This window comes from Methylophaga sp., from assembly GCF_048266885.1.
Lineage (GTDB): Bacteria > Pseudomonadota > Gammaproteobacteria > Nitrosococcales > Methylophagaceae > Methylophaga.
In genome coordinates this window covers 41,755-60,019 of the sequence record NZ_JBLWYR010000003.1, presented here as the reverse complement: position 1 = coordinate 60,019, position 18,265 = coordinate 41,755, and the positions used below count along the sequence as shown (strand labels likewise).

21 protein-coding genes are annotated in these 18,265 nt (G+C 44.6%); 15 read left to right on the top strand and 6 right to left on the bottom strand.

The annotated features are described in order from the left end of the window. Positions 1-13 precede the first annotated feature (13 nt). The 14 genes from flhF to ACN0V2_RS02240 all read left to right on the top strand — a co-directional run bounded on the left by flhF (position 14) and on the right by ACN0V2_RS02240 (position 11,228). Positions 14-1,210, top strand: a complete 1,197-nt coding sequence (gene flhF / locus ACN0V2_RS02305; RefSeq protein WP_417549176.1) for a flagellar biosynthesis protein FlhF — start codon at positions 14-16, stop codon at positions 1,208-1,210. Further along, the gene (locus ACN0V2_RS02300) at positions 1,203-2,075 is read left to right on the top strand and encodes a MinD/ParA family protein (protein WP_417549175.1); all 873 of its coding nucleotides are present in this window, start codon (positions 1,203-1,205) and stop codon (positions 2,073-2,075) included. The genes flhF and ACN0V2_RS02300 overlap by 8 nt, the downstream gene beginning before the upstream one ends. A 1-nt stretch (position 2,076) precedes the next feature. Then, positions 2,077-2,805 carry an RNA polymerase sigma factor FliA gene (locus ACN0V2_RS02295; protein WP_417549174.1) on the top strand — a complete coding sequence of 243 codons (729 nt, stop codon included), beginning with the start codon at positions 2,077-2,079 and terminating at the stop codon, positions 2,803-2,805. Between the two features lie 16 nt (positions 2,806-2,821). Further along, positions 2,822-3,211, top strand: coding sequence for a chemotaxis response regulator CheY (gene cheY / locus ACN0V2_RS02290; protein ID WP_176718893.1), 390 nt, complete (start codon positions 2,822-2,824; stop codon positions 3,209-3,211). Between the two features lie 18 nt (positions 3,212-3,229). Beyond that, positions 3,230-3,961 carry a protein phosphatase CheZ gene (locus ACN0V2_RS02285; RefSeq protein ID WP_417549173.1) on the top strand — a complete coding sequence of 244 codons (732 nt, stop codon included), beginning with the start codon at positions 3,230-3,232 and terminating at the stop codon, positions 3,959-3,961. Positions 3,962-3,973: 12 nt separating this feature from the next. Then, on the top strand, positions 3,974-5,971 hold the full coding sequence (locus tag ACN0V2_RS02280; protein WP_417549172.1) for a chemotaxis protein CheA: 1,998 nt from the start codon (positions 3,974-3,976) through the stop codon (positions 5,969-5,971). A gap of 8 nt (positions 5,972-5,979) precedes the next feature. After that, positions 5,980-7,017, top strand: coding sequence for a protein-glutamate methylesterase/protein-glutamine glutaminase (locus ACN0V2_RS02275; RefSeq protein ID WP_417549171.1), 1,038 nt, complete (start codon positions 5,980-5,982; stop codon positions 7,015-7,017). A 2-nt stretch (positions 7,018-7,019) separates the two neighbouring features. Then, positions 7,020-7,760 carry a flagellar motor protein gene (locus tag ACN0V2_RS02270; protein ID WP_417549170.1) on the top strand — a complete coding sequence of 247 codons (741 nt, stop codon included), beginning with the start codon at positions 7,020-7,022 and terminating at the stop codon, positions 7,758-7,760. Between the two features lie 4 nt (positions 7,761-7,764). Then, entirely contained in the window at positions 7,765-8,679 is a 915-nt protein-coding gene (gene motD / locus ACN0V2_RS02265) for a flagellar motor protein MotD (RefSeq protein WP_417549169.1), read from the top strand. Further along, positions 8,676-9,473: a ParA family protein gene (locus ACN0V2_RS02260; protein WP_417549168.1), complete on the top strand. Its 798-nt coding sequence runs from the start codon at positions 8,676-8,678 to the stop codon at positions 9,471-9,473. The genes motD and ACN0V2_RS02260 overlap by 4 nt, the downstream gene beginning before the upstream one ends. After that, a complete protein-coding gene (locus ACN0V2_RS02255) occupies positions 9,466-10,047 on the top strand; it encodes a chemotaxis protein CheW (RefSeq protein WP_417549167.1) in 582 nt (193 codons plus the stop codon). Before ACN0V2_RS02260 ends, ACN0V2_RS02255 begins: the two co-directional genes overlap by 8 nt. A gap of 105 nt (positions 10,048-10,152) precedes the next feature. Further along, positions 10,153-10,632: a chemotaxis protein CheW gene (locus tag ACN0V2_RS02250; protein WP_417549166.1), complete on the top strand. Its 480-nt coding sequence runs from the start codon at positions 10,153-10,155 to the stop codon at positions 10,630-10,632. A gap of 8 nt (positions 10,633-10,640) precedes the next feature. Then, the gene (locus ACN0V2_RS02245; RefSeq protein ID WP_417549165.1) at positions 10,641-10,823 is read left to right on the top strand and encodes a hypothetical protein; all 183 of its coding nucleotides are present in this window, start codon (positions 10,641-10,643) and stop codon (positions 10,821-10,823) included. An 18-nt stretch (positions 10,824-10,841) separates the two neighbouring features. Next, the gene (locus tag ACN0V2_RS02240; RefSeq protein ID WP_417549164.1) at positions 10,842-11,228 is read left to right on the top strand and encodes a DUF2802 domain-containing protein; all 387 of its coding nucleotides are present in this window, start codon (positions 10,842-10,844) and stop codon (positions 11,226-11,228) included. A gap of 46 nt (positions 11,229-11,274) precedes the next feature. Here the strand turns inward: ACN0V2_RS02240 and ACN0V2_RS02235 are convergent, their stop codons facing one another. From ACN0V2_RS02235 to ACN0V2_RS02225, 3 genes are all read right to left on the bottom strand, one after another. After that, a complete protein-coding gene (locus ACN0V2_RS02235) occupies positions 11,275-13,086 on the bottom strand; it encodes a putative bifunctional diguanylate cyclase/phosphodiesterase (protein WP_417549163.1) in 1,812 nt (603 codons plus the stop codon). A 212-nt stretch (positions 13,087-13,298) separates the two neighbouring features. Further along, on the bottom strand, positions 13,299-13,577 hold the full coding sequence (locus ACN0V2_RS02230) for an EscU/YscU/HrcU family type III secretion system export apparatus switch protein (RefSeq protein WP_417549162.1): 279 nt from the start codon (positions 13,575-13,577) through the stop codon (positions 13,299-13,301). Further along, positions 13,574-15,145, bottom strand: coding sequence for a flagellar hook-length control protein FliK (locus ACN0V2_RS02225; RefSeq protein WP_417549161.1), 1,572 nt, complete (start codon positions 15,143-15,145; stop codon positions 13,574-13,576). The genes ACN0V2_RS02230 and ACN0V2_RS02225 overlap by 4 nt, the downstream gene beginning before the upstream one ends. A gap of 63 nt (positions 15,146-15,208) precedes the next feature. On the opposite strand from ACN0V2_RS02225, the gene ACN0V2_RS02220 reads away from it, so the two are divergent. After that, the gene (locus tag ACN0V2_RS02220; protein ID WP_417549160.1) at positions 15,209-16,069 is read left to right on the top strand and encodes a pentapeptide repeat-containing protein; all 861 of its coding nucleotides are present in this window, start codon (positions 15,209-15,211) and stop codon (positions 16,067-16,069) included. Positions 16,070-16,078: 9 nt separating this feature from the next. Here ACN0V2_RS02220 and apaG read toward each other — a convergent pair whose 3' ends face one another. The 3 genes from apaG to pgl are packed head-to-tail and all read right to left on the bottom strand — an operon-like array spanning position 16,079 to position 18,144. Beyond that, entirely contained in the window at positions 16,079-16,459 is a 381-nt protein-coding gene (apaG, locus tag ACN0V2_RS02215; RefSeq protein ID WP_292362304.1) for a Co2+/Mg2+ efflux protein ApaG, read from the bottom strand. 1 nt (position 16,460) lies between these two features. After that, the gene (gene glk / locus ACN0V2_RS02210) at positions 16,461-17,432 is read right to left on the bottom strand and encodes a glucokinase (protein ID WP_417549159.1); all 972 of its coding nucleotides are present in this window, start codon (positions 17,430-17,432) and stop codon (positions 16,461-16,463) included. 1 nt (position 17,433) lies between these two features. After that, positions 17,434-18,144, bottom strand: a complete 711-nt coding sequence (gene pgl, locus ACN0V2_RS02205; protein ID WP_417549158.1) for a 6-phosphogluconolactonase — start codon at positions 18,142-18,144, stop codon at positions 17,434-17,436. Positions 18,145-18,265 lie beyond the last annotated feature (121 nt).

Here is an 18,265-nt window from a genome sequence, read left to right as displayed (position 1 = left end):
AGAAGGTGATGTGATGAAAATTAAACGTTTCCAGGCGGCAGATGTACGTCAGGCTATCCGCGAAGTACGCGAAGTACTGGGTCCGGATGCCGTTATCCTCTCAAACACACGAGTAGACGGTGGTGTGGAAATCGTAGCGGCAACCGATTATGACGAAACGCAATTCCGACGTCAGACTGCTGTTACACGTCAGGTGGTAGAAGAGCCCAAAATTGAAATTGATCCGACACAACCCACTGCGCCCGCGTATGTTCCCCCCCAGCAGAATATCTGGTCACAGGAACCGACCTTGGTTCAAATGCGTAAAGAAATTGCCAGTTTGCGGGACATGTTACAGAACCAGTTATCCGATTTGACATGGAAAGACATGGCTCGACAAAGCCCAATTCAAATGCAGGTTTTGCAGCGGCATATGCGTATGGGAACTGATGTTGAACTCGCCAAACAATTGGTGCAAGCAAGTCAGGGAATTGATGATTTAGAAACTGCTTGGCGTCAATCCTTAGGCAAACTCGCTGCGCAGATCCCATTGTCTGATCAAGATATTATCGAAAAGGGCGGCATCATGGCCTTGGTTGGTCCGACAGGTGTTGGAAAAACCACTACCATTGCCAAACTAGCTGCACGTTGTGCGTTGAAACACGGCGCACGCCAGGTCGGCTTGATTACCACTGATTGTTATCGAATTGGTGGTCAAGAACAATTACGTAGTTATGCCCGCATTTTAGGTGTGACACTACGGGTGGCGAGAAATCATCAAGAACTTAGTGAAGCACTAAACGATATGCTTGATCGGCGCTTTATACTGATCGATACTGCAGGTATGAACCCTCGTGATATGCAATTAACACAAAAAGTTGCCATGTTAATGCAACATTCACCACGCATTCGTCATTTTCTGACACTGTCTGCTACCACCCAGAGTCATGCTCTGAGTGATATCATTAAAGCGTTTTCGCACCTTACCTTAAGCGGCTGCATCCTGACTAAAACGGATGAAAGCAGCAGTTTAGGAGGCGCGGTCTCTGCAATCATTCGACATCAACTGCCTCTTGCCTATGTCTGCGATGGCCAACAAGTGCCTGAAGACCTCGGTCTGGCACGGCCTAACAGTTTAGTGAATCAAGCCAGCGAGTTGATGCAATCTGAACAACAAGCACTGGATCCTCAAACAGTATCCAGCTACGGAGGTTTTGCCGCTTATGGCTGACACACCCCTCGACCAGGCAAGTGGTCTGCGAAAAATGGCTCACGTGCCAAAACCTGTGAAAGTAATTGCGATTGCCAGTGGCAAAGGTGGCGTGGGTAAAACCAATGTCACCGTCAATATCGGTGTCGCGCTTGCTACTCAGGGGAAAAAAGTCGTGCTACTTGACGCGGATCTCGGTTTAGCGAATATCGATGTCATGCTTGGCTTACATCCGCAATTTAATCTTCTGCATGTTTTAGAAGGCGATAAAAGCCTGAAAGACATTATGGTCGATGGCCCTTCCGGCTTACAGATTATTCCAGCAGCTTCTGGCGTAAAAAAGATGGCTGAGCTCAGCCCGGCAGAACATGCTGGAATGATTCAGGCATTCAGTGAACTGGATCAGCATATTGATATCCTACTTATTGATAGTGCCGCAGGCATTGCCGACAGCGTAGTCAGTTTTACCAAAGCAGCCCAGGAAGTCATTGTTGTGGTCTGTGATGAGCCCGCCTCAATCACCGATGCTTATGCATTAATCAAATTACTGAGCCGTGAGCACGGTGTTGAACGTTTCCACATTATTGCCAATATGGGACGCAGTATTCAGGAAGGTCGTGAATTATTCGATAAAATCTCTCTGGTATGTGATCGCTTTCTGGATGTAACCTTAAACTTTATGGGTATTGTGCCGTTTGACGAAGATCTACGCCGGGCAGTCAAAAAACAACGCGCTGTAGTCGAGTTTTTACCGCGTAGTAAATCTGCAACCGCTTTTCAACATTTGGCCAAAAAAATCGATTATTGGCCGGTAGCGAAACAACCGAGGGGGAATATGGAATTTTTTGTAGAGCGTCTGATACAGGCTAGCCTGGAAGCAGGTTAGGATGATTGGTGTAGGCATGTATTCCAATCATATCTCTGAACTCAGCCAGCATCAGTTGATTGAGCAACATGGTAGTTTGGTTAAACGTATTGCTTACCACCTTGTTGCCCGCTTACCGCATACTGTGGAAGTGAACGATTTAATTCAAGCGGGCATGATAGGTTTACTGGATGCTTCCCACCAGTACAAAGCGAGCCAGGGCGCCAGCTTTGAAACCTATGCGGGTATTCGTATTCGGGGGGCGATGCTTGATGAAATTCGTCGTAATGATTGGGCGCCCCGTTCAGTTCATCGTAAAGCACGTGAAATTGCTGAAATTATGCACCAGCTGGAACAACAACTTGGTCGATCGCCACTTGATTTGGAAGTGGCTGATGCAATGGGTATAACACTGGAAAGTTACCACCAGCAATTACAAGACGCATCAGGACATCAGGTGTTCAGCCTGGATGATATGACCGATAATCAATTGACCGATGGCGATTCGTTTGGCAGTGACGAAATCGGACCCGCTGAAATTACGGAAAATAACAATTTTGAACAGGCTTTAGCAGAAGCAATTGGCGCTCTACCAGAACGTGAGCGACTATTGATGAGCCTGTACTATAATGAAGAATTAAATTTAAAAGAAATTGGTGAAGTACTCGGCGTCAGTGAGTCACGTGTCAGTCAAATCCACACACAAACTGTGGTGAGATTGCGTAGTAAACTTCGCGATTGGATGCAGTAATTTTGGGAGGTATACCTTGGATAAAAATATGAAAATCCTCATTGTGGATGACTTTTCTACAATGCGACGGATTATCAAAAATCTATTACGCGATCTTGGCTTTAATAACACTATCGAAGCCGATGATGGTTTAACCGCCCTGCCAATTTTGAACGCAGGTGGTATAGATTTCCTGGTGACTGATTGGAATATGCCAGGCATGCAAGGCATTGACCTGTTAAAAACGGTGCGCGCCGACCCTAAATTATCCACATTACCGGTCTTAATGGTTACTGCCGAAACCAAACGAGAACAAATCATTGAAGCGGCCCAGGCTGGCGTCAATGGTTATATTGTCAAACCGTTTACGGCCGCGACATTAAAAGAAAAAATAGAGAAAATCTTCGAACGTATTAACGCCCAATAAAACGCTGGAAAGGAAGTTATGGAAGCTCTGAATAAAACAGAACAACTTGAAGCCGCCCGGGCGCTGATTAATGCGATCGAACAGGATGATGATGATCGCATTAAATCCGAGTTGATGGCCTTAACCAATGCTCGTGAAAGTGCATTATTTCAACAAATCGGCAAACTAACTCGTGAACTTCACGAAGCATTGAATAATTTCAAAGTCGATGCCCGGCTAGTTGATCTGACTCAAAATGATATGCCAGATACTCGGGATCGCCTGAACTACGTTATTCAAACCACCGAAGAAGCTGCACATAAAACGCTGGGGTACATTGATAAAACCCTACCTTTGGCTAATGAATTGAAACAAACTGCCGCTAAGCTCAGTGAAAGCTGGCAACGCTTTCGAAATCGGGAGATGTCAGCAACAGAATTCCGTGATTTGAGCCGGGAAATTGAAGCTTACTTACCTGTGGTGAATACGCATGCTGGAGAGATCCACAATAATTTATCTGAAATGACGCTAGCACAGGGCTTTCAGGACTTAACCGGACAAGTTTTACGCCAGGTCATTGGACTGGTGGAAGAAGTTGAAAATAATCTGGTTAAGTTGGTTAAGGTGGCAGGACAAACTCAGCAAAGTGGTGAAACGAAAGTCGTTGATCCCTTAAAAGCAGAAGGACCACAGATAAACGCTAAAAATAAACCGAATGTGGTCAACAACCAGGATGATGTGGATGACTTGTTATCCAGCCTTGGTTTTTAGAAGGACAGGAGCATGGCCTTAGATACAGATGATGAAATTCTGCAGGATTTTCTGGTTGAGGCAGAAGAAATTCTTGATGGTTTAAATGAGCAATTGGTTGCTCTGGAAACACAGCCACAAGATAAAGATTTACTGAATTCCATTTTTCGTGGCTTTCACACCATTAAAGGTGGTGCCGGTTTTTTAAGCCTTGAGGCTATGGTCAACTTGTGTCACAAAGGTGAAGATGTTTTTAATCTGCTTCGCCAAGGTGAACGCTTAGTAGATGCAGAAATGATGGACACCTTTCTCAAGGTGTTGGACAGCCTTAACAGTATGTTTGCTGAGGTTAAAGCCGGTTCATTCCCAACCGAAGCTGATCCCGAGATTATTCAACAATTGGCAGCCTATTTATCTGGTGATGCTCCTATAGCCATACCTGAACCAGCCCCTACTCCCGAACCTGAACCCGTTGCTGTTGCAGCTCCAACAGAGAGTTCTGCAGAAAGCGATGATATTACTGATGACGAATTTGAGGCGTTGTTGGATCAGCTCCATGGTAATGCGCCTCCAGGTATTAGTCCCCCCGAAGCACCACCTAAGGCAGAGCCTACCAAAATGACCGGTGATGATGAAATCTCCGAAGAAGAATTTGAAGCACTGCTGGATGAATTACAAGGTAAAAAACCGGCAGCTAAAACCCCACCACCAGCCTCAAAACCAGCTGTTCAGGCAGCAAAGCAACCTACGACTCCGACAGTAGATACAGCAGCTTCTGACGATGATGGGGAGAGCCTTACCGCAGTAAAACCAGCAATTGCAGCACAGGCCGCAGCCGCACCACAAGCAAAGGCAACAGCTGACACCAGTGTACGGGTAGATACCGCAAGACTTGATGACATTATGAATATGGTGGGTGAATTGGTCTTGGTACGTAACCGCATCAATACTCTCGAAGCCGCTTTTGAAAACGAAGAAATGGCCAAAGCAGTCAATAATCTGGCTGTGGTAACAGGCGACTTGCAAACTGCGGTAATGAAAACGCGGATGCAGCCCATTAAAAAGGTATTCGGTCGCTTTCCCCGTGTGGTACGTGACTTGGCTCGCAGTCTGAAAAAAGACATTAACCTTGAGTTACGAGGTGAAGAAACCGATTTAGATAAGAATCTGGTTGAAGCCCTCGCCGACCCGTTAGTGCATTTGGTACGCAATGCAGTAGATCACGGTGTCGAAATGCCGGATGTGCGGGAAGCCTCAGGTAAGTCGAAACAAGGCCTAATCGTCCTCGCCGCCGCTCAGGAAGGTGATCATATTCTGTTGACCATTTCAGATGATGGCGCCGGCATGAATCCTGAAGTATTACGCCGTAAAGCCGTTGAAAAAGGCATGATGGATGAAGAGGCAGCTTCTCGTCTGACAGAATCAGAATGTTTTGCGCTTATTTTTGCACCAGGTTTTTCGATGAAACAGGAAATTTCTGATATTTCCGGACGTGGTGTGGGGATGGATGTGGTCAAGACCAGTATCTCCAAATTAAACGGCGTGATTGATATCCAATCTGAAATCGGTAAAGGCACAACCCTTTCTATCAAAGTACCTTTAACGTTGGCCATTATGCCAACCTTGATGGTGATGTTGGGCAATCAGATATTTGCCTTCCCATTGGTCAGCGTTAATGAGATTTTTAATTTAGACCTGAATAAAACCAATACCGTTGATGGGCAACAAACTGTTATTGTACGAAACAAAGCATTGCCGCTGTTTTATCTCCGTAAATGGCTCAATAAAAATAATGTTGCTGAACGAAAAGCAACAACGGAACATGTGGTCATCGTCAATGTGGGTACTCGGAAAGTGGGGTTTGTTGTGGACCAATTGATTGGTCAAGAAGAAGTGGTCATCAAACCGCTCGGCGCCTTACTTCATACCACCAAAGGCTTTGCTGGAGCGACCATTACTGGCGATGGGCGTATTGCACTTATTCTGGATTTTCCTGAGTTAATGAATACCTACGCACACCGTAATTATTAAGGATATTTGTGACTGTAAAGGTACTGATTGTTGATGATTCAGCATTTTTTCGCCGGCGACTGACTGAAATCATTAACGCCGATCCACGGCTTGAAGTCATTGCCAGTGCGGCTGATGGTTTGGAAGCTGTAGAGCATGTATCTCGTTACAGACCCGATGTGGTCACCATGGATTTGGAAATGCCTCTTTTGGATGGCATTGGCGCGGTAAAAAAAATCATGCGTCGTCGCCCTACGCCAGTCTTAATGCTGTCTACTTGGACCACTGATGGTGCCAAAGCAACACTTGAGGCATTAGATGCTGGGGCGATGGACTTTCTGCCAAAACGTTTTGAAGATCTAGCACAGGACAAAGCCAGTGCCCGGCAAAAATTATGTGATCGTATTAATTTTCTAGCAACGCACTCAAAGCCTGATAAACACACCACCCTGATCAAAACATCTGAGCCCCCCGTCACTGTCACTCCGCTCGAAAAGAAAAAAATTGAACTCGTGGTGATTGGTACTTCTACCGGCGGCCCCGTTGCCTTACAAAATGTTTTGTCTCAATTGCCGGCTAATTTTCCGTTTCCAATTGTTTTGTTGCAACACATGCCTGCGACATTTACACCTTCATTTGCTGAACGGTTAAATTCGCAGTGCGAAATTCAGATTAAAGAAGCTCAACAAAACGATGTCTTACGTCCTGGTGTTGCTTATTTAGCACCTGGTGGCCAACAATTATTACTCAAAGGTCGTCGGGGGCAACTTTATTTGCAGGTGGATCCTGGTCCGGAAAATGCGACATACCGACCTTGTATTGATATCACTTTGGAATCAGTTTCTCAGATTTGTCCAGCGCAAACCTTAACCATTATTCTGACGGGCATGGGGGCTGACGGATGCGAAGGTGCAATAAAAATGCATCAAAAAGGCGCAACCGTTTGGGCCCAAGATCAGCAAAGCAGTACGATCTATGGTATGCCGATGGCTGTCGCTAAAGCCGGCGTAGCTGATAAAATTTTGAGTCTAACTGAAATCGGTAAACTACTGACGGCGCTTAAATAGTCATGGATATCCTCAGCATTCTGGGTTTACTGATTGGGTTTGGCGCCATTATCGTTGGTCAGTATCTGGAAGGTGGTCATCTCGATACCATACTTAATGCAGTGGCGTTATTGATTGTTTTGGGGGGAACACTAGGTGCTGTAATGTTACAGACACCGATGAATACTTTTTTACGAGCTCTGAAAATGACCGTATGGATATTCAAACCGCCTCAGCAATCCGCTAAACGTTTATTAGATAAAATCCTCGACTGGAACCAAATTGCCCGACGTGAGGGGTTACTCCGCCTAGAAGCCATGGCGATGGAAGAAACTGATATTTTTACCCAGAAAGGTCTGCAACTGATTGCTGATGGCGCAGAACCGGAAATCATCCGCGAAATTTTAGAAACCGATCTCGACATCATGGAAAACAATGATCTGCAAGCCGCAAAAGTCTACGAAGCGATGGGGGGATACTCACCCACAATTGGGATTATTGGCGCGGTATTAGGTCTAATTCACGTCATGGGTAATCTGGCAGATCCTTCATCACTAGGTTCGGGGATCGCCGTGGCATTTGTTGCCACTATCTATGGTGTTGGCTTGGCTAATTTATTGTTTTTACCAATTGGTAATAAACTCAAAACGCTGGTGCAACGGCGTACCCAATTACAAATGATGTTAATTGATGGTTTGATTAGCGTGGCTGATGGTGATAATCCACGCAATATTGAAAGCCGTCTGCAGGCGTATCTGAGTTAATCTGATGGCCCGTAGAAAACGGCATGAAGAACACGAAAACCATGAACGCTGGTTGGTTTCCTATGCTGATTTCATTACGTTATTATTCGCGTTTTTTGTGGTGATGTATTCCATTTCATCAGTCAATGAAGGCAAGTACCGCGTCTTGTCGGAAACGTTGGAGAGCGTTTTTTCGCAGCCTACTCGAAGCACCGATCCTATTCAGATGGGAGAAGTCAGCCGCGGGCAGGGAGAAATGGTCGCCTCACCAGGTAAACCCGATGTTCCAGACTTTGAAATTGAACTGCCAGAACTGCCCAAAGAACGCCCTCCCATTTCCGAACAAAATTTACGTACCATCAATGATATTTCACAGCAACTCAGTAGTGCACTCTCTGATTTGATTACCAATGAAGATGTCAGCATCAAACAAACTGAAGACTGGTTAGAGGTTGAAATCAATTCCAACTTCTTGTTTGCCAGTGGTGATGCACGTTTGGCTCGAGAAGCCGTGCCGGTAATTGGTCAGATTGCTGATGTGCTTGCCCCGGTGTCTAACCCTCTCCAGGTAGAAGGTTTTACCGATGATCAACCGATTAATACACCCCGTTTTCCATCCAATTGGGAGCTTTCCGCCGCCAGAGCAGCCAGTGTGGTGAACTTGCTGGATCGCTTTGGTATCGAGCCGGGGCGAATGTCGGCCATTGGTTACGGAGAATTCAAACCAATTACTGATAATGAAACTGAGTTAGGTCGGCAAAAAAACCGCCGGGTCGTGTTAGTTATTTTAGGAAGTTCAGAGAGCCGAAGAACACTGGAAGTGTTTGATGATCAATTAAATCCTCCTGCATCAAATGATGAAAATAGCAGCACACCGATTACAGACAGTCTGACATCCCCATTGCTGGTACCCAGCAATACTGGCGAGTCGTCACCATGACGGTCTGGGCGATAGCGAATCAAAAAGGTGGCGTGGGCAAAACGACTACCGTTGTTAGCCTGGCGAGTCATCTTGCATTGAAAGGTCATTCCACCCTATTGCTAGATATGGACCCGCATGGCTCGTTAACGACTTACTTTGGCTTTGATCCTGACAATATCGAACATAGCATTTACACCCTGTTTCAGCAGTCAGAACAGCAACCGCTGAATGCTATATTCAAGACACTTAAGAAAACCAGTCAGGAAAATATTTACATATTACCTGCAGCCACCGCCATGGCGACATTGGATCGTCAACTAGGCATTCAAAGTGGTAAAGGTTTAGTCATACAAAAAACGCTGCAGCAACTCAATGACCGTTTTGAATATGTGCTAATAGACTGCCCACCGATGTTAGGGGTTTTGATGGTGAATGCGTTGGCCGCATGTGATGAGCTTTTAATACCTGTCCAAACTGAATTTTTGGCCTTAAAAGGCTTGGAACGCATGTTACATACCCTGCATTTAATAAATCATTCCCGACAGCAAAAACTGCCTTATTTGATTGTGCCCACTATGTTTGATCGCCGTACCCGTGCCGGTACACAAACCTTACGAAAAATGCAGCAGGATTATGAAGAGAATCTTTGGTCAGATGCAATACCAATTGATACACAGTTTCGTGATGCCAGTAAGTCTGGTATTCCTCTGCCAGCACTAAATCCTGAGAGTCGAGGCAGCATGGCCTATGAACGTTTAATGAAAAAACTCATAAAAGTCTCTCCAGTGTTAAAGTCAGATCAGAATGTCTAAGCCAACACAAATCAAAGAACCAAAACAAGCGCTGGCAGCCTATCTGCAGGAGCTGTTACTGGAGAGTGAACCTGAAATTTTAGAACAGGTTGCCTTTGAAATAGAACAAACTCCCCTTGTTACTGAACCAGAGGTCTTCGCCAGTATCGAAAATACCCCTGACAAAAATACTCAGGCATTATTATTCGAAGTGGCAGGGATGCAGCTAGCCTTGAGCCTGGATGAACTGGATGGTATTGAGAACTGGCCAGAGGATGGACTGTCACAAATTCCCGGTCATCCAAGTTATGTGGTGGGTACCTTAAGCCGCCCCAAACAACATACTCAAGTGATTGACCTAACAACATTGATTACTAATCAATCAAGTAATTCAGAAAATAACCGCTACATATTATTAGTAGACAATAAACAGTTAGGACTGGCAGTTTCGACTATACGCCATGTGGTAAAACTGGAACCTGATAATGTGCGTTGGCGACGTGAACCTGGTCAAAGACCCTGGCTGGCGGGTATGTTGATGTCACCTTTAAGCAGTATTATTTCATTAACAGAACTGTTGAAAATGTTGCGCTGAATGAATGAGAAATTGGCACAAACTGTGCTTGATGATTATAAATAATGAACGTCATAAAATTGGCAGTTTCACTGAGGTCAATATTTTGTGAATAAGGAAAATAAAATGAGCGAACAAGATAATCAGGCCGGTAATGATCCTATTCTGCAATGGGTTTCATATCAGTTGGAACAGGAAGTGTACGGTATCAATGTAATGCAGGTGCAGGAAGTATTACGACCTACTGAAATTGCTCCTGTACCAGGTGCGCCCGATTATGTTTTAGGCATTATCAATCTTCGAGGCAATGTGGTTACCGTCATTGATACCCGTAAACGTTTTGGTTTGCCATCCCGTGAAGCCGATGATGACTCGCGTATTATCATTGCTGAAGTAAGTGGTAACGTTATTGGAATGTTAGTCGACAGCGTTGCCGAAGTAGTCTATTTGCATCAATCCGAAATTGACACAGCACCAAATGTGAGTAGTGATGACAGTTCACGATTTATTCAAGGTGTATGTAGTCGCGATAAAACCTTATTGATTTTGGTGGACGTCAATAAGCTGCTTAATGATGAAGAAATAGCAGATATCGCCAGCTTCTAATATGAATCATGGCTGACGAAATTCATCCCACTCTCCCCCTTGTTCCCACTACAAGAGTGGATGTTCCAGCGGATGAGAAACGGCGTCACCCACAAAATGAGCAGGATGAAAATCATGCTGAAGATAATGAGAAAAAAAATAATCCGCCAAAACGGCCACCTAAAACGGGCATTATTGATGAATATGTGTGATGTCTCAGGAGACATATCATGATGTTATATATCTTATATAGTTTGGTAGGTCTGCTTGCTATTGTTCTGCTTGCAACCAGCTACCGTTTCTTTCGCTTAAACCGCTCACAAGCCAATCAAATCAGTGCCTTGCAGCAACAGCTATCAGCCTTATGCAGTGCCGCTGTAGGTTCAGATGAACGTATTGTGCGTTTTGAACAGTCCCTGATGAAAATCAAAGAACAGCAAAACACCATGGATTTGGGTCAACCTCAACAGCAAAGCTATGAGCATGCTATTCGGCTGGCTAGAAAAGGCGTTGATATCAATCAGCTTATCGATAATTGTAATTTGAGTGAAGAAGAGGCTCTACTGATTACCCGTTTGCACGGAGCCCAACGTCATTCGGCCACTGATTTACATTAGGCGCTCTATATTCTTTTAGTCTGAAAAGATTAAAGACCCGCTAAAGCTAGGTTCTGTTGGGCAGTGTACTTTGAGGTTTGCCAATTAAATAACCTTGTACAAAGTCCACTCCAAAGTCTTGGAGCATTTTTAAGGTTTCTCTGTCTTCGACAAATTCAGCCACAGTTTTTTTGCCAAGGCTATGTGATATATCAATCATCGATTTCACTAATAACTGATCGACCGGATCATTATGTAAATTGGTGATAAACCCACCATCGATTTTCAGAATATCCACCGGGAAATGTTTTAAATAGCTGTAAGAATTAAATCCAGCGCCAAAATCATCCAACGCAAAGCGACAGCCTAAATTTCGCAGACGATCAACCATTTGTTTGGTCTGGTCAAAATTGGATATAGCTGACGTTTCAGTTATTTCAAACACTAAGCGAGAGGGATCGGCACCAGTCTCAAGTAATTTACGCTCAACCAGTGGATAGAGATTTTTGTCGAGAAAAATATTGCCAGATAAATTCACTGCTAAAGCCGTATCTTTCGGTATGTTTCTCAGCAACTCAAAAGCATGATTGACCACCCAAAGATCGATCTGATGAATCAATCCCATGGCTTCTGCTACTGGAATAAAATCCTGGGGATAATATAGTTTATCGCCCTGACCCCGCATTCGAATCAAACACTCATAGTGATTGATTTTGTTTTCTTTGAGCGAGTAAATAGGTTGAAATTCAAGAATGAAATTTTCTTGTTTTAATGCAGCCCGAATCCTTGGAGCCCATTCGACACTATGCCTTAACGCATACATTTCCCGATCAGCTGGGCTATATACATGAACCCGGTTGCGCCCGCGTTTTTTGGCTGTGTAACAAGCCTGATTGGCATGCGAAAGAATCTCACCAACTGTCGAGAGATTTGCCTCGGTAATACATTTAACACCAATGCTAGCGGATAAATGATATTCATGATCATGAAAGGTAAAACTGTATCCATCAAACAGATCTCGTAGCCCTTCGGCACGAGCAATGGCGGTATCGGGATCAATGGTATCAACTAATACAGCAAATTCGTCTGAACCGATTCTGACCAACGTATCACGAACTTTAAAAAAACCACGTAGCGAGTTGGCCACCTGCACTAACAAGCTGTCGCCTGCCTCATGCCCTTCAGCGTCATTTAGTACTTTAAAGCTATCCAGATCGATATAAAACAGAGCGCTGCTGGTGTGGAAATTTCGTACTTGAGTGAGCGTAATATCAAGCGCCTGTTCCAAACGGCGCCGATTTGCCAAACCGGTCAAATCATCATGGTTCACTGAAAATTGTAACCGCGCTTCCATGACTCGTAATTGGGAGTTTTCATCTTCAATCTGTTGTTGGCGAAGATGATAGTGATCCCGCTCTCGCTTGATAGCCAAAGTTGTCATTACTGAAGCAGGTAAGGATTCTGCGGTTAAAGGGCGGTAAAGCAAAGAAGTTACACCATGACCCAAATCGGTTAATAGCTGATTATGGTTCCAAGGAGATTTTTCAGTTAACGCAATCACTGGAATTAATCGCCATTCGTCAAATTGATCTAATTTGAGACGCAATTCCCGTGCATTACAATCACCAAGCCGACAGTCCAGAATAATCAAATCGATATCACATTGATCATCGGTAATGGTTTGCCTGAGTACCTGCATCAACTTTTCAGGACCATTTGCGGTGGTAATGTTGGTAAAACCACTCAATGACAACATCGTTTGTAGAAAAGCTAGATCTGATAATCGGGTGCCACCGATCAGAATACGTGCTGCCAATAAATCATTCACTTCCGCAGCAGAGATCGGTGCCGTCAGGCTCTGCTCGGATGTCTTTGACATCGGTGACTCAATGGTGAGTAGCGTATTCATCTGTTTTTGTATGCGGTTTCTTATGACCGGTTGTAAAATACATGCAAATGAAAATAGCTGTTTTATATTTTAAAATCAACACTTAATGACATTTTTATAATGCGGTTTATAAAGTATAGAAGAAAAAACACCTGCTAAAACTGTTGGATGATGCTTTTACGAGGAAGATTTATTACAGGAATTTAACCTTTATCCTTGGGAAACTTTCCTGAAACAATATAAGCATAAGCAATCACTTCTGCGATAACGCGATACAACGCCTCAGGTATGGCTTCACCTAATTGCATATCTTTGAGCATATCTGCAAGAGCAGCATCTTCACGTAGCGGGATATTGTGTAATTTTGCAATCCGGATAATTTCAGCAGCAATGTCACCTTCTCCACTGGCCGTTACGGTGGGGGCATTGTCACCATCATAATGTAAGGCAATTGCGCGTATAGGTTGGGGCTGCTGTTTCATACGGAAATATCCAGTAAAGCATCTGAGTCGAAAGACTGAGAAACTGGGTTCAGCCACTCTACCGGAGCACAATGGCAACTTAATTGACGCACCTGTAAATTAAGTGCAGCGAGTTTTTCCTGCAGTAAATCGATATTTGCTTCTAGCAAAGCCACGGCTATGGGATCTTCGGCGGTTAATGCCACACTTACTATGCTGGCTTGAAGACCTATAGAAGCGCGAAGTTTACCGAGATTCTGCGTTTCCAAATTCAGGGTGACCTGCCATTGTTCCTCTTCCTGCTGCTTCTGCTTAGACCCTTGTTGAAGTTGTAACTGCATCCAGTGTAATTCTTGTTTATCTCGTAAAGGCACATCCATTAACCATACTTGTGGTTGAGTAGGATTGTCGGCTTCTCTGACCATTGTTAGCTGGTTCATTTGCACCCTGGCAATGGCAGTCTCTACCTCGCGCAGTAACACCTGTAATCTGGCTAATTCGGTTACCCCAGCCTGCAGCTGGGCATTCTGAGCGATTTGTTGAGCAGGTTGACTCTGTGCAGTAAGGGCTTGTTGGCTATTGGCAGGGGTAGTAGCGACTGACGTTTGCCCGGCAAGTAACATAGTTAGTAACTGGGCGGGAGTCTGTCCGCTTGCCAAAAGTGCATTCGTGATATGCGATGGTAATTGTTGCAAAGCCGATGGTTGATTGAGCAGATTTATTAAAGCCGTGCGAATCTCCACAGGGAGATTCTGCGCATTGATTTGACCATTAGCCGTTTGGCGGATTTGCCCTTCCAGAGCGGTAGCCAATTTCAGCAGATTAGCCTTAAAATCGCCATTTACTTGAGGATTAGGCTGCAATAGTTGACGTTCTAGAAATACCCCAGACTGTTGTATAGCTTGTTGCAAATTCGCTGATTGTTGGACGGTTTGCATTTCCCGGATATTTTGCCATAGTTGAGTCACTGCATTTTGCACCGGCACCATGGATTTTAATTCCGGCAAGGCATTAATGACATTCTGTAATTGTGGCGGCTGCGCAAAAACCAGCGGCAACAATCGACGCTGTTGAGAGCTGAGGGTGTCCACTGAATTGGCGGTGGGAGTTTGCAATGCAACGCTCAACGGTGAAGTACTGAGAATTTGTAATAAAAGCTGCTGACCCGGCTTAAAATTCGAACTCAAATGGCTGATATCTAACTCAAGAGGGATTGGTAATCGACCAGGTTGTTGCAAGGTTAATAACATGGACTGCTGAGGCAGAATTTTAATAACTTCAGCTAATAAGCTTTGACCGGGTTTAAACTCTGTTAAAGCCGGTGGAACAGTTGCCACTGAGAGTATTTTAAAAGCCGGTCTGTCGCCTGTATCAGTTCGCTGTAATTCAATCGTCTGACCTCGCTGCAAATCCATCCCTGCCTGAATGGTGACAACTTTTCCAGCCAACTGAATATCGACATTTTCACCGGCTTTACCAGCTGATACCACCACAGCTTGCGCAACCTGTCCGGGTGCCAATGACAGTGTACGACTTGCGGTTTCCGTTACAGTGACCTGAGCAGCCTGTGAGGTCTGAGGTATTTGCATGAATTCACCCAGCATTAAACACAATGCTAGTATAACAACCAACTTGTTGCCAAAGACCGGCTAATGAAAAATTTCAGCACAAAATGGTATACCCGCCAAAGCACCAATATCAGTGGGCCATTCACAATGGCTCTACTAAAAAGTAATCTGCAATTGGGTAGAATTGATGCTCAAACAGAGATTAGTACCGACCAACAACACTGGCAAGCATTAGGCGATGTTCTCGAACTCGAAATGGTCGAGCCCATTATTCCTCCATCATTAACCATTGACGAACGTGATGGTTTTGATCGGCGTAATGATCAGCCGTTGACAGAAGCCGAACGCGAAATGCGTCGACAACAACGGCGTAAACAGGAACCGGACTTTTTAATCCAACAGCGACAACAACGCAGTGAGTTATTAGAGAAACTCAAACCAAAGCGCCCTACCCGTTTCTGGCCAGTGCTCATTATCAGTTTAATTTTAATCGGAATTTTTGCCAGTGCTGTACTGTTCCCAACACCTTCAACATTATCTGAAGCTAATTGTGAAAGTGCTCCTGCGGCAGCGGTAAATTGGGAAAACTGTTTGAAGCCCGGAATGGATATTCCTTCTGCCACTCTAACGGGCGCCAATCTGCGTAATAGTGGTCTGGCTATGTCGAATATGATGAGTGCTGAACTGTTTGAGGCTGACTTGAGCTACGCCGATTTACAACTGAGCAATCTAAGTTATGCCAGTATGCAGGGAGCTAATCTAAAAGGTGCCAACCTGCAACAAGCTGATCTGTCCTATAGTAATTTAGCGGACAGTGATTTGAGTTTTGCTAATTTGCGTGATGCCAACCTGGGCGGCAGTGATTTACAAAATGCTAAATTGGACAAAGCTATCTGGATTGATGGACGTATTTGTGCGGCAGGTTCTGTTGGCGAATGTTTATAACCATTGCAATTAATGGAGTTTTTGGGGCGCGGCTAAAGTAAATGCCGGTATATCAACTGCAAAGCGGCTGCCATTATCATCCATCATATTGTAGTGACCTTGCATCATGCCAACAGGGGTATCTAGCATTGCCGCACTGGTATAGGTAAAGGTTTCCGTTGGCGCCAAATAAGGATGCTGACCTACTACACCATCACCTTCAACTTCCTGCTCATGACCATCACCACCAGTGATTTTCCAGTAACGTGATAACAATCTAGCAGGAGTGTCTCCCTCATTGGTAATCGTGATTGTGTAAGCAAAAAGATACCGTGCCCTTGCAGGATCAGATTCATGATCCAAATAGGTGGTTTCTACGTTAACTAAAATGTGATTTTTTTTATCCGTCATGTTAAGCATTATACAACGCTTTTTGGGCCAACAAGCGCGCGCCTAACAGACCCACCTCAGGATTGGTAATGAGGTAGACTGGAATTTGTTCCAAAACCTCTCGCATCCGTCCTTTTGCAAGGAAAGATGACATAAAATATCCCTGTTCAAAAAATGCTAAATTCTTTGCTGCAATGCCGCCAGCAACAAAAAGCCCAGCCCTTGGCAAGGTTGTCAGCGCTAGATTACCGGCTTGTGCACCATAGATTTGTATAAACAAATGAACAGCTTTTATTGCTGAGGGTTCAGCTCGCACGATTGCGCTTTCACTGATTTGCTCAGCCGTTAAAATTTCGTTGGCCTTGATTCCCTGTTGCTCTGCAATAAACTGATACAACATCTCTAGCCCGGAACCAGATAATAATCTCTCATAAGAGACATGTTCGAATTGCTGGAATAACTTCTCCAACAAAGATTGTTGAGTAAGATCTAACGGTGCAAAGTCGGTGTGACCACCTTGGGTTGGCCACACTCTCCAACCTTTATGGATAGGTGACAGAATAGCTTGTCCCAAGCCAGTCCCCGCGCCAATAACCGCTCTTAGAGCCTTAGGCTCCGGTTTACCTTGCTGCAGAACAATGACATCTCTTTCATTATCCAGCTCACTAATACCAAAGCCTACTGCCTCGAAATCATTGACTAAAATTACTTCGGCAATCGGAAATTCATCTACCAATTTATTACTATCAATTATCCAAGGGAGGTTGGTTAATTGAACTTTTCGGCCCAATATCGGTGCGGCAATGGCAAAACAAGCACTGCTGACCGGAAGATAAGTTGCTACTATTGATGATAAAAATGTTGTCAGTAAACTTTCAAAATCCGTAAAGGCTTTGTTATCAAAACGCTGTTGCGCTATCACCTCGCCATCAATATGGCTCAATTGCAGCAGAGTTTTGGTCCCACCGATATCAGCAGCTAACAACGTTTTCATATTATTCTGTTGCGGCCGCTTTATCCATAAACCAGAAGTAATCACCTGTTGGGGCTAGTCGCTGTACAGGTAACCCCGTGACAGCTTCGGAAGTAATATCTCTAACGATGTCCGCTTTAGCTTCACCGGCAATAAATACAATTACCTGTCTGGCCGCATTAATGACTGGATAGGTCAACGTTACCCGCCAAGATTGAAATTTTTCCACAAACAAACTGGCGGTTAACGTATCGGTTACTTCAAGTGCCGGAGTTTCAGGAAACAATGAGGCGATATGGCCATCCGGACCTAAACCTAATAACACTAAATCAAAAGGTTTATCTTCCATAACCAACTTGATGGTCTCGGCATATCGGCTTGCGACTTCGACGGCATCACCACTTTCGGTGGGCATGCGATGTACATTTTCAGTGGGGATGGGTAAATGGTCGAGCATGGCCAGTTTGGCCATTTTAAAATTGCTATCATCATGTGTCGCAGGCACACAGCGCTCATCGCCAAAAAAGATATGTACTCTTGCCCAATCAATTTGCTCAATATACGGTGAGGTTGCGAGTTTTTGGTACAAACCTTTAGGAGTCGACCCACCAGCTAGTGCCACATAAAATACGCCTCGTTTAGCAATGGCAGAGCGAGCAGTCACGACAAAATGTTCGGCGGCGGCTTCGATCAGGCGCTCTGAATCAGGCAGAATTTTTTGTACAGCTTTCATGTCTATCCTCAACGTTAAAATAATTTTTGTGCGGTAATCCGCTGACAGTGTCAGCCAAATCCTGTTAATTTAGCAACCATGCTGTACTAACAGCAAGCAAAACTCGACTTCAACTTATCTC

Coding starts and splice junctions, on each gene's coding strand:
- apaG (WP_292362304.1), bottom strand. CDS start 16,459: ATGACGGATAAAAAAAATCACATTTTAGTTAACGTAGAAACCACCTAT.
- motD (WP_417549169.1), top strand. CDS start 7,765: ATGGCCCGTAGAAAACGGCATGAAGAACACGAAAACCATGAACGCTGG.
- ACN0V2_RS02225 (WP_417549161.1), bottom strand. CDS start 15,145: ATGCAAATACCTCAGACCTCACAGGCTGCTCAGGTCACTGTAACGGAA.
- ACN0V2_RS02260 (WP_417549168.1), top strand. CDS start 8,676: ATGACGGTCTGGGCGATAGCGAATCAAAAAGGTGGCGTGGGCAAAACG.
- glk (WP_417549159.1), bottom strand. CDS start 17,432: ATGAAAACGTTGTTAGCTGCTGATATCGGTGGGACCAAAACTCTGCTG.
- ACN0V2_RS02230 (WP_417549162.1), bottom strand. CDS start 13,577: ATGAAACAGCAGCCCCAACCTATACGCGCAATTGCCTTACATTATGAT.
- ACN0V2_RS02270 (WP_417549170.1), top strand. CDS start 7,020: ATGGATATCCTCAGCATTCTGGGTTTACTGATTGGGTTTGGCGCCATT.
- ACN0V2_RS02245 (WP_417549165.1), top strand. CDS start 10,641: ATGGCTGACGAAATTCATCCCACTCTCCCCCTTGTTCCCACTACAAGA.
- ACN0V2_RS02235 (WP_417549163.1), bottom strand. CDS start 13,086: ATGTCAAAGACATCCGAGCAGAGCCTGACGGCACCGATCTCTGCTGCG.
- ACN0V2_RS02240 (WP_417549164.1), top strand. CDS start 10,842: ATGATGTTATATATCTTATATAGTTTGGTAGGTCTGCTTGCTATTGTT.
- ACN0V2_RS02250 (WP_417549166.1), top strand. CDS start 10,153: ATGAGCGAACAAGATAATCAGGCCGGTAATGATCCTATTCTGCAATGG.
- ACN0V2_RS02295 (WP_417549174.1), top strand. CDS start 2,077: ATGATTGGTGTAGGCATGTATTCCAATCATATCTCTGAACTCAGCCAG.
- ACN0V2_RS02220 (WP_417549160.1), top strand. CDS start 15,209: ATGAAAAATTTCAGCACAAAATGGTATACCCGCCAAAGCACCAATATC.
- ACN0V2_RS02285 (WP_417549173.1), top strand. CDS start 3,230: ATGGAAGCTCTGAATAAAACAGAACAACTTGAAGCCGCCCGGGCGCTG.
- ACN0V2_RS02255 (WP_417549167.1), top strand. CDS start 9,466: ATGTCTAAGCCAACACAAATCAAAGAACCAAAACAAGCGCTGGCAGCC.
- flhF (WP_417549176.1), top strand. CDS start 14: ATGAAAATTAAACGTTTCCAGGCGGCAGATGTACGTCAGGCTATCCGC.
- ACN0V2_RS02300 (WP_417549175.1), top strand. CDS start 1,203: ATGGCTGACACACCCCTCGACCAGGCAAGTGGTCTGCGAAAAATGGCT.
- ACN0V2_RS02280 (WP_417549172.1), top strand. CDS start 3,974: ATGGCCTTAGATACAGATGATGAAATTCTGCAGGATTTTCTGGTTGAG.
- pgl (WP_417549158.1), bottom strand. CDS start 18,144: ATGAAAGCTGTACAAAAAATTCTGCCTGATTCAGAGCGCCTGATCGAA.